Annotated in this window: 1 protein-coding gene; it reads right to left on the bottom strand. The window is 45.2% G+C overall.

Going from position 1 to position 10,705, the window contains the following annotated elements; translation table 11 throughout:
* Positions 1 to 10,705 (bottom strand): amino acid adenylation domain-containing protein (locus HRU21_05990; protein NRA41845.1); only part of this gene is annotated, 10,705 nt, incomplete at both ends.

Raw genomic sequence — 10,705 nt, 5'->3', positions numbered from 1 at the left:
ATGAATCGCCGCCAGAGTCGAAGAAGTTATCGTGAATACCAATATCGCCAACGCCTAAGACTTCTTTCCATACAGCGGAAAGATCGCGTTCTAACGAGGTTCGTGGGGCGACAAATTGATTGCCCGCTACCTGTTTTCGCGGCATCGCTAATAATGCCTGTCGATCAATTTTGCCATTTGGAGTGAGCGGCCAGCTGGCTAAAAATGTCAGCGATTTAGGCAGCATGAAGTCTGGCAAACGTTGCTGTAGAAGCTCACGCCAATTGCTGCTTTCAAGCTGCTCTCCAAGTACAAAGGCTAACAGCTCATCGTGATCGACTAAGACAGTGGCGTCTTTAATTTCTGGCAAACTAGACAGTGCATGTTCAATCTCACCAAGCTCAATACGTAAACCTCGCAGCTTCACTTGGTAATCACGTCGACCTTGATATAGCAGTTGAGGTATATCATCGCTGATCGCTAAGCGAACAATATCACCGGTTTTGTAAAGCCTGCTATCAAGATCTTTATCTAGTCGGTGACTGATGAACGCCTCTTGGTTAAGCGCCTCGCGTTGCCAGTAGCCAAGTCCTACTTGCTGACCCGTAATATAAAGCTCAGCCGGGAGACCTGGGGGCACCCTTTGTAGTTGATCATTTAGCAGTAATAATTGGTTGCCGGCGCTTGCTTCACCCATCGGTACCGTAAAGCTATCGAGTTGCTCTTGCTGCCATAAAGATTTAAGCCGAGCAGCAGAAAGCGTGAAGCTGGTGCTAATATCTGTACATTCGGTTGGGCCGTACATGTTCACAATATTACAGTTAAAATGATCTTGTGCTACCCAGTTGGCAAAGCGATCGAGCTGGATTGCCTCGCCGCCAAGTAAAAGCTGTTTAAGGCTGGTCAAATGCGTCAACTGTTTCGGGCTTGCCAGTTCAGTCAGAGGATAGAATGCCGACGGCGCACAATTGATATAGCTAATCTGCTGTTGTTGGATATCGTCTAACAGCATATTGATATCAAAATCGCTGCTGCGCGGCATCACCACAGTGCCTCCAAGCTGTAATAAGGCAAACAGATTTTTTTGTGTTAGATCAAAGCCAATCGCTGAGATAATCAGGGTTTTATCGTCACTGCTAAAGCCAAAGTGTTGGCAATACCACTGCAGTAAGCGCGCCTCACTGTGGTGATATACCGAGGCGGCCTTAGGTTTGCCGGTAGAGCCCGAGGTGTAAATCATATAAATCGGCTGGCCGGGTTCGACACTGATATCAGGTGAGTCGCTTGCGTATTCTGTCAGAGAAACTTGATCAATATCGATCACAGTCGCTATGTCACTAAACGCCGAAATTGCCGCGGTCTCAGTGATAGCATATTGCGCGGCTGAATCATCAATCACATAACGAATACGCGCTTCGGGATAGCTAGTGTCAAGCGGGATGTAACAGCCGCCTGCTTTGAGTACCGCTAGTAGCGCAACAATAAGCTCTTTACGTTTCTCTAAAGCAACAATAACATGTGCACCCTGCGGTAAACCTTGCTTAATCAATGCATGGGCTAATTGATTACTCTGTTGCTCAAGTTGTTGATAGCTTATATCGCCATGCCTATCAATAATGGCAGTCTTGTTCGGGAAGCGCGTGGCTGTGAAGCTGATCATATCGTGTACGAGTAAGCGCTCAGTATGATGTCTGCCTGCAGATAACTCGCTATCAGTCTGCAAATCGTGCGATTGTATGCCATTCAAAAGTGCAATATCTTGCTCGTGTGGCAATAAAAAATCGATCTCGCCAGTGTGCTCAATGGTGTTAGCCAACAGCTGTTGGCTAATAGCGATAAAGCGCTGCAGAAAATCAAGGCTATCGAATTCAGCTTCGTCATAAGCCAGATAAAGTGTACAACTGTCGTTTTCTAACTGAACCCTAAAATCAACAACACCATCAGCATTAGGAGTGAACCGATCACAGCTAACATTGTGTCCTAATACCTCAAGATCATGCTCGAAAGCGAGCATATTAAATGCAAAGCTAAGACCGGCCTGCGATTGAATGAGGCGTAGTTTTTGATTGCTCAAAGTATGATGCTTACGACTTGATTTTTGTTCAGCTTTAAACGCTTTAAATAGCTGATCTANCGATGAATGTANGCTTTTTTGAGAAATAAAGCTTAGCTGACGTTTAAAGAAGCAACCTTGACTGAGCATTTCATCTTGGCTGCGACCAGCATTAAATTCGGTGATGACAAAGTCTGCTTCTGCTCTGGTATATAGCTGAATCAGAATGGCATACAGCGCCTTAAAATAAATCGCTGGCGTAATAATTTGCTGCTTACAGAATTGTTTGATTTGCTTGAGGTGTGCAGCAGTTAAGGCAAGCTGCTGCTGAACTGCGCGAGGCGATTTTTGCGTATCATGAAATACTAAAGCTTCAGTGGTGCTTAGCTTTTCGCGCCAGTAGGCAACGCTTTCAGCTTGGTCAAACTGTTGCAAACTTTGCTGACAAAAGTCAATAAAGCTGTCTTGCATAGTCAAGTTATGCGTTGCTATCTTACCTTGAACGAGATTTTGGTAAACCTGATTCACCAGTTTGGCATGTGCGAGCGCAGAAAAAGCATCACTGATAAGGTGATGACAGGCCATATTGAAATAATATCGCTGATCATCCAGTTTGAATAAGCGGTAATGAATGAGGTGGCCATTCTCAATATCGTAGCGGCTGAAAGTTTTCTCCTCAGCTAACGTCGATATTTGCGCATGACTGAGTGCTCGATCTGATAAGTCAATAAACTCATACGCGGATTCAATGGAGTAATCTTCAGCTGCTGTTATGCTAAATATAATGGCCTGTTGCGGCGGTTGAATAGTTGATAGCCTGTTAGTCCTTGCACGCAGCATGCAGTAGGCATTACTTACCGTAGCTAAAGCTTGCTGCCACAGTTCTGAGTCGATCGCGAAATGATAATAATAGCCGTAGCCAATCGAGTTCTCGAGTGTATCTGGTTTCGCTAAGGCACTAAAATACATATCCTGCAGCGTTGGCGGCAGAGCAAGCTGTTGTGAGTCAAAGTTGAACTGCGTTGCTGTTAGCTGATTATTCAACTGATACAGGCTNATATTCGCTTGGCTAACAAAGCTTTCGAGTATCTGTATATAGCATTGATAAAATTTGGCAATACTGCTCTCATCAAACAGATCGCTGGCATATTCAATGTTAATGTCGATGCCGTGATCCGTTTCAAGTAAGCTAAACTGCAAATCAAATTTGGCAACCGTTTGCTCGCTCTTTAGTAGCTCAATGTCTAAGCCAATATCATTTTCACCAGATAATAAGTCTAGCGGCTGATGATTAAGCATATTGAAAGCACATTGCGCGATCGGTGTATACGCCAAGCTGCGTTCAACGTCTAGTTCGTTTAACAGCATCTCAATCGGTATATGTTCATGTGCAAATGCCGCTAACACTTGCTTTTTTGTTTGCGCTAATAATTCATGGCTCGATAAATTATCTGATAAATCGTGTCGAATAATCAGCGCGTTAATAAAAAAGCCTATCAGGTTCTCAACACCTTCCAGAGAGCGCCCTGCCAATGGAATGCCGATGCAAATGTCATCTGACTTGGCAAAGTATTGCAGCATCACAGCGTATGCCGATAAGCAAGTCATGAACATCGTGCAATGCTGTTGCTGAGAAAATTGCTGCAGCTGTTGCTGTAATGTAGGCGATATTGCGCCAGAGAAAACAGCGCCAGCGAAGGTTTGTGTCGATGGGCGCGGGCGATCAGTTGGAAGCTGCAGCAAGCTCGGGGCGCCAGCAAGTGTTTTGCGCCAAAAGTCTAATTGTTGGTCTAGCACTTCACCTTGTAGCCAGTTGCGTTGCCAGCTGGCGTAGTCGGCATATTGAATTGGTAGCTCTTCTAAACGAATATACTGCTGTTGCGATACATTGACATATTGCAATGCCAATTCTTTAATTAGAATCTGGATAGACCAGGCATCAGAAATAATATGATGCATGTTAACCAAGACAATATGTAAGTCTGAATCTATGCTTAATGCGCTTATATGAATCAGAGGGCCATGGCTTAAGTCAAATTCACGGTGCGCATGTATGCGTGCATAATCGAGCGCTGCTTGCTCATTACTGACGTCAATACATTCAATCGGCGTTTCTATGCTTGAGTGAATCTGCAGCTGTGGTTCACCAGCATGATTGATAATGTTGCTGCGCAATACTTCATGTCGATTGATCACTGCAGCGAAAGCTTCGCTTAATAACTGGGTATTCAGCTTGCCACGAATACGCAGCGCAGCCGGCATATTATAAGTTGCAGATTGAGGGTCGAGCTGAGCTAAAAACCAGAGTCGTTGCTGAGCATATGATAAAGGTAAATGCTCACGGCTTTGCTGTGCTTCAATGGGCGTGCTGCTATGTTGTTGCTGCTGTTTGCTCTCTATCAGCAGCGCCTGCGCTTGAATATTGCGGGCATCGAACATGTCGCGCAGCTGAATGTCAACGGCATAGGCTTGGCGAATTTTTGCGACTAAGCTGGCTGCTTTTAATGAGTGCCCACCTATTTGGAAGAAATCACTGTCACTGCTGATGGCGCTCAGCTGCAATAGCTGTTGCCAAAAAAGCAATAGCTGTTTTTCAATTGCTGTAGTGGCCTCGATAAATTCAGATGATTGATTAGCAAGCTGTTGTAAATCTGGCTTAGGCAGTTGTTTTCGGTCGAGCTTACCATTGGCGCTTAACGGCATAGCGGTAAGCGGCAGGTAAAAATTCGGCAGCATATAGGCCGGTAATGTCTGTTGTAGGGATGTTTGTAGAAGGGTTTGCTCAACATCTTTTGAACTGCAGTAATAGGCGATAATAATTGCTTCACCTTGATGCTGCTCAGCGATAACGCAGGCACTGTCAATGACGTCCAAGTTAAGTAAAGCTTGTTCGATTTCTCCCAATTCAATCCGTAAACCACGGATCTTTACTTGATTGTCGTTGCGGCCGAGATAGGCGATATTACCGTCGGCTAAATATTTTACCGTATCGCCAGTTTTATATAATTTTTCCGATGGGAAATTATGGCTATGATAGAAAGGGTTATCAATAAAACTGGCCGCAGTTAAAGCGGGCTGATTAAGATAACCAAGCGCTAAGTTAGCACCGCCAATATAAAGCTCGCCGGCAATACCCACTGGCAGTGGTTGCAAATATTGATCCAGCACTAATAACTGGGTATTAGCGATAGGTTTACCGATAGGAACTGAGCTGTGGCTATCATTGGCATCACAAGCGTAAAAAGAGACATCAACTGACGCTTCAGTTGGGCCATATAAATTATGCAGCGCTATAAACTGACTTTGATCCTTTGCATGATTGAGGCGCTGATGGAAGTCATCAACTTGTGACAATTGTAGGGCTTCACCTGAGCAGAATACTTGGCGCAGACTCTGGCATTTAGCCACCTGGCTTGACTGCAAAAATAACGACAGCATAGAAGGTACAAAATGTATCGTGCTAATCGCATAACGTTGAATACAGTCGACCAGATAGTCAGGGTCTTTATGCCCTTCAGGTTTAGCGTAAACAATTTGGCTGCCCACCATTAGTGGCCAGAATAACTCCCATACAGACACATCAAAACTAAATGGTGTTTTTTGTAAAATTTTGTCGTCAGCGTCAATAGGGTATTGCTGCTGCATCCAGAGTAAGCGATTAATAATACCGCGATGCGGTACCATTACACCCTTAGGGTTTCCGGTAGATCCCGAGGTGTAAATAATATTAAATAACTGCGCTGAGTCGATAATAATATTTAAATTGCTGTCTTCTTGCTGGCGGTAGTCTTTTGTTTGATTGACCGCATATTTTTTTGCTGCGATTAAACCAGAGATGACTTCATCAAGCGATTTGTCGGCGCTGTTATACAAAACACAGGCAGCGTTAGTGTCTTGTAGCATAAATTGCAGGCGCTCAAGCGGTAAAGTCGGGTCCAGAGGAATATAATGCGCCCCGAGTTTTAGACTTGCCAGAAGCGCAATCGACATATTGCAACTACGCTGCATGCAGATTGCTACAGCGCTATTCGCTTCAACGCCATTAGCTTTTAAGTGTCTTGCCAGTTGATTAGCTTGGCAGTTTAGCTGGACATAGCTTAATCGTTGTTTTTCATCGACAACCGCTATTGCGTTAGGCGTTTTTTCAACTTGAGCTTCGATATACTGATGAATGCCTAAAAGCTGGTCAAAATTTTCAATATCCTGACTAAAATCGTAGGCAGTATGATTTAAGCTGTCAGTTTGATCGAGTGCGAGTTGCCAATTAAGTTCTGCATTGCTTAGCATATTTATTTGATGCAGGCTGCGATCAGCGTGCTGACTTATTTCGGCTAGCAGTTGACAGAAATGATCGGCAAATAACTGCATAGAAGCCTGGCTATACAATTGGCTGCGGTATTCAATTGAAGCGCTAACGCCGTTACTTGATTCGGCAATATTGAGGCTTATCTCAAATTTAGCCTGGCGCTTGGTAGCTAAACTGTCGTCTACGCCATGATAAGGACTAACCATTAAATCATGTAGCATAAAGCTCGACGTATCTGGCTGTTGATTAAGCTGGTCGGCTGACTGATAGTTAATAAATGCCTGAAAAACCGGTGAGTGAGCAAGATTACGGTCAAGCTCCAGTTGATCGAGTAATGCCTCAAATGGCACCATTTGGCGCGATAGTGCTTGATCAAGCGATGTTTTGACCTTGTTTAAAAGCTCTAAAAAGCTCTCGTCGTGATTAAGCTGATTGCGTAATGCTAAGGTGTTGACGAAAAAACCCGGAATCGACTGCATGCTGCTGATCGGGCGATTGGCTACGGTGGTGCCGATAATAATATCTTGCTGCTCGCTGTAGCGCGATAACAGTAGGTTGAAAGCGGCAAGATAAATGCTAAAACGACTGCTTTGGTGGTTTACTGCTAGCTGTTGGAGTGCAGTGACGGTGCTGCTAACGATCTCAAAGCTGATCAGCTCACCACGACGGCTCAATGTCTCTGCCGGCTGACGAAGATCGCTTGCTAATGCTAATACAGGCGGCTGCGACAACTGTTTTAACCAGTAATCCATATGCTGTTGGTAAGTTTCACTCTGCAATATGTCCCGCTGCCAGTAAACATAGTCAAAATAGCTACGCTGCTCAGGATCAGGCGAAATCTCATCACCTTGACAGGCTGCTTGGTAAAAAGCCCCCAGCCGTTCGATAAGAATCTGAATGGAGCTGCCGTCCGAGATAATATGGTGGTGATTAATCAGTAAAACTAAACGCTCTGGTTTATCGATTAATTGGTAGGCATGCGCAACAAACAGTGCCTCATCAGCGTCTAATCGAAAAGGCTTTTGCGCTTCCCATGCTAACGCCTTGTCTATAGCAGTATCTGAATCCAATCGGTGCAGGGTTAGCTGTAATGCTTCGTTACTGATGTATTGAAAACTTTGCTGCGGATGCTGGTACTGGGTTTGTTGTTGATGACTTATGCGTGTGCGCAATATTGGATAATGCTCGCCAAGCTGCGTAATGGCGTGTCGCAAGGCAGCAATATCGATTGCCTGTTGCTCAGTTTGCTGCAGCTGTACAATTAATGGAATAGAATACATGGTGCTAGCACCTTGTATCTGTTCGATTAGATACATTCGCTGCTGCTGCTGGCTTAGGGGGTAGTGGCCGTTTTCTGCCGGCTCGACATGTGGCGCTAGTGCAGGCAGCTGCAGCGCAGTGGCCGCCTGTCCGTTATCTATGATGGCGGCAATCGCCTCGACCGTTGGAGATTCAAACACTTCGCGCAAGGGTAGCTCTACCTGAAATTGCTCGCGAATTTCATTCACTGCTCGCGCTGCAAGCAGCGAGTGGCCGCCAAGTTCAAAAAAGTTGTCGTTAATTGAAATGCCTTGCTTGCCTAAGCTGCGCTCGAAGATGCTGAGAATAGCTTGCTCAGTTTGATTGCGTGCGGCGATTAATTCAACGCGTGCTTGCTGCGTATCAGGCAATGCTGATCGATCAATTTTACCATTAGCGGTAAGCGGCCAGTCTGGCAAGACAAACACCGATTGTGGCAGCATATAAGCTGGCAGCTGTTTAGCAATGTCGCTACGCCAGTCAACATCTTCATCTTGACTGATAAGGTATACCAACAGTTCATCATGCTTAGCAACGGCTAGGGCATCGGTGACGCCAGCTAGCGACTTAAATGCCCACTCTATCTCACCGAGTTCAATGCGTAAGCCGCGAACTTTTACCTGATGGTCCAAGCGGCTAATAAATACAAATTGACCATCATCGCGCCAATGAACTAAGTCGCCAGTGCGATAAATTTTGCCCAGCTGAGGATGTTCAATAAAAACCTCCTCGCTAAGCTTGGCTTGATTGATATAACCTAGGCCTAAGCTTTCGCCGCTGATGCAAAGCTCGCCAGCCATGCCTTGGTCTAATACTTTTTGGCTAGCATCAATAATATGCAAGCCAACATTTTGGCAAGCGCTGCCAATTGGTATAGCGGCAGATGAGAAAGCGTTAATATCATCAACAATACAATGACTGGCAATATCGGTACATTCGGTGGGACCGTACATATTAACCAAGCGAGCCTTACAATCAGCGTGATTTAGCCAATCGGATAGCGCCTCGCTGCGAATACTTTCGCCACCTAAAAGCACCCAGCGTAAGGAGCGAAGAGGCTGGTAGGCATGCGTTTGACTGGCCTCAATAACTGGGTAAAGTGCACTTGGGGCGCAGTTAATCCAAGTGATTGATTGCGCATTAATTTGCTGAGCAATGGTCTTGCCGTCATAAGGCTGCTGATAAAAACTAACACTAGCGCCGACACAAAGCGGCGCTAAAAGATTCTTCTGAGTTAGGTCAAAACCCAAGGCCGAGATGATTAAGCCACAATCTTGGCTATCTAACTGATACGTCGTGTTGTACCAGTCTATTAGGTTTAGTTCGCCGCGCTGACTGACTAAAGCGCCTTTGGGTTTGCCGGTAGAACCTGAGGTGTAAATAGCATACAGCGGGCTGTCTAAATTTTGTTCTAGGTAAGGCGAGCTTAATATTGGATTTTTTGTGCTGGCTGCAGTTTTAACTGCTTGCTGCTCTGGCTTATCAATAAGATAAATCGCAGTCGTTAAACTGCGCTCTTGATCTTCTTGCAATATGCAATAAATATCGTGATTGCTAATAAAGCAGCTAGCCTGACTGTCTTTAAGAATATAAGCAATACGCGCACTGGGGTAGTTCGCATCTATCGGAATATAGCAAGCGCCAAGCTTAAGACAGGCAAGTAAGCTTGTCATAAATTCAATGCCTGCTGGTAGGCAGATGGCAATGCGCACACCGGGCTCAAAACTATTGTTCGCATATAATTGCTGAGCAAGCTGAGTTGCCCGATGATTCAGCTCGGCATAGCTGTAGCATTGATTATCACAATACACGGCTGGTAAGTCTGGGCTGCGTGCAATTTGCGCTTCAATCTTGGCAATCACGGTGTGCTGATCATAGTCTGGCGCAGTAAGCCCGTTATCTTGAGCATTGAGTGTTGCTGGGTTAAGCTGTAGCGCGCTAATCACTTGCGTACCAGCTAAAATTTGCGCTGATAGCGCTGCAAAATGCTCGAAAAACGCATCACCATTAAAGCGACCCTGCGCATAGCTTAGGTTGAGCAAGAAACCTTGGTCGCTGGGTTGACACGTAAAGTTGATCGCCTGATCCATCTCTGGTGGTATTAAAGCGCTTGAAATCCGTTCGCCGGCAAACTCAAAGTCACGCTCTAAAGTATAAAAATTAAATAAAAACTGCACCGGTGACTCTGGCATTAATTGGCGCTGCATGGCGTTTGATATGTCGCCGGTGTTGCGCATTTGCTGCCGGTATTGGTCAACGTCTTGCAACAGCCTGAGCAGTTCGTCGTTACAGTTTATGCTAGAGAAGCAATGTTGGCGGTGTTGGAAATAACAGCCAACTTGGGCAAAGTTATTGCGATTTCTACCGGCAATAATTTCAGTAAATGAAAATCCTTGCTCGCTATAGCAATAAGCTTGTATCAGTAAGCCATAAACCGTTTTAAGGTAACTGGCTACGGCAATATTTTGATTGGCACAAAAAGCTTCAATCTGTTGACGATGCTCAGCACTGTCTTGATATTGCCTAACGATAAATTCTTGCTTAGTGCTATCGTTTGTATTGGCCGATGTTAGCAGCGGAATAGCAGCCTGATTATTTTCTAATAGGGCGCGCCATTGCTCAATATTTTGCTGTTGATCGGTATAGGTGTACTGTTGCTGCACATAGTGCTGGTAATCATCATCAACCAATAGCTGTGTAATCAACGCTTGCTGATTTGCATTGGGATCGGCTTTGATCGCGCTATAAAGCTTGGTATAAGCTTCTTTAATAACGTTCATCGATACACCGTCAATACAGGTGTGGTGAGCCGACATCACGAGCGTATGTGCACTGTTAGAGCGCTTGACAAGCTGCAAGCGAAATAAGGGCTCTGCCGCTAGATCTACAGCTTGGTAACCCAGCTCCATACAGCGTCGTTCGAACTTCGCGTCATCGTTGACTATCGCTGCGTCTGAGGACCAGTCCAAGGTTTGGACGTGAATCTTTGCAGCTGCAGCTGTTAAGATAATTTGATAGGCATTGTCAAATAGTGGGTTGTTACAACTTATGATGCGCATGCGCAGCGC

The sequence above is a fragment of the Pseudomonadales bacterium genome, from assembly GCA_013215025.1.
Lineage (GTDB): Bacteria > Pseudomonadota > Gammaproteobacteria > Pseudomonadales > DT-91 > DT-91.
This window is presented reverse-complemented; position numbering and strand designations above follow the sequence as displayed.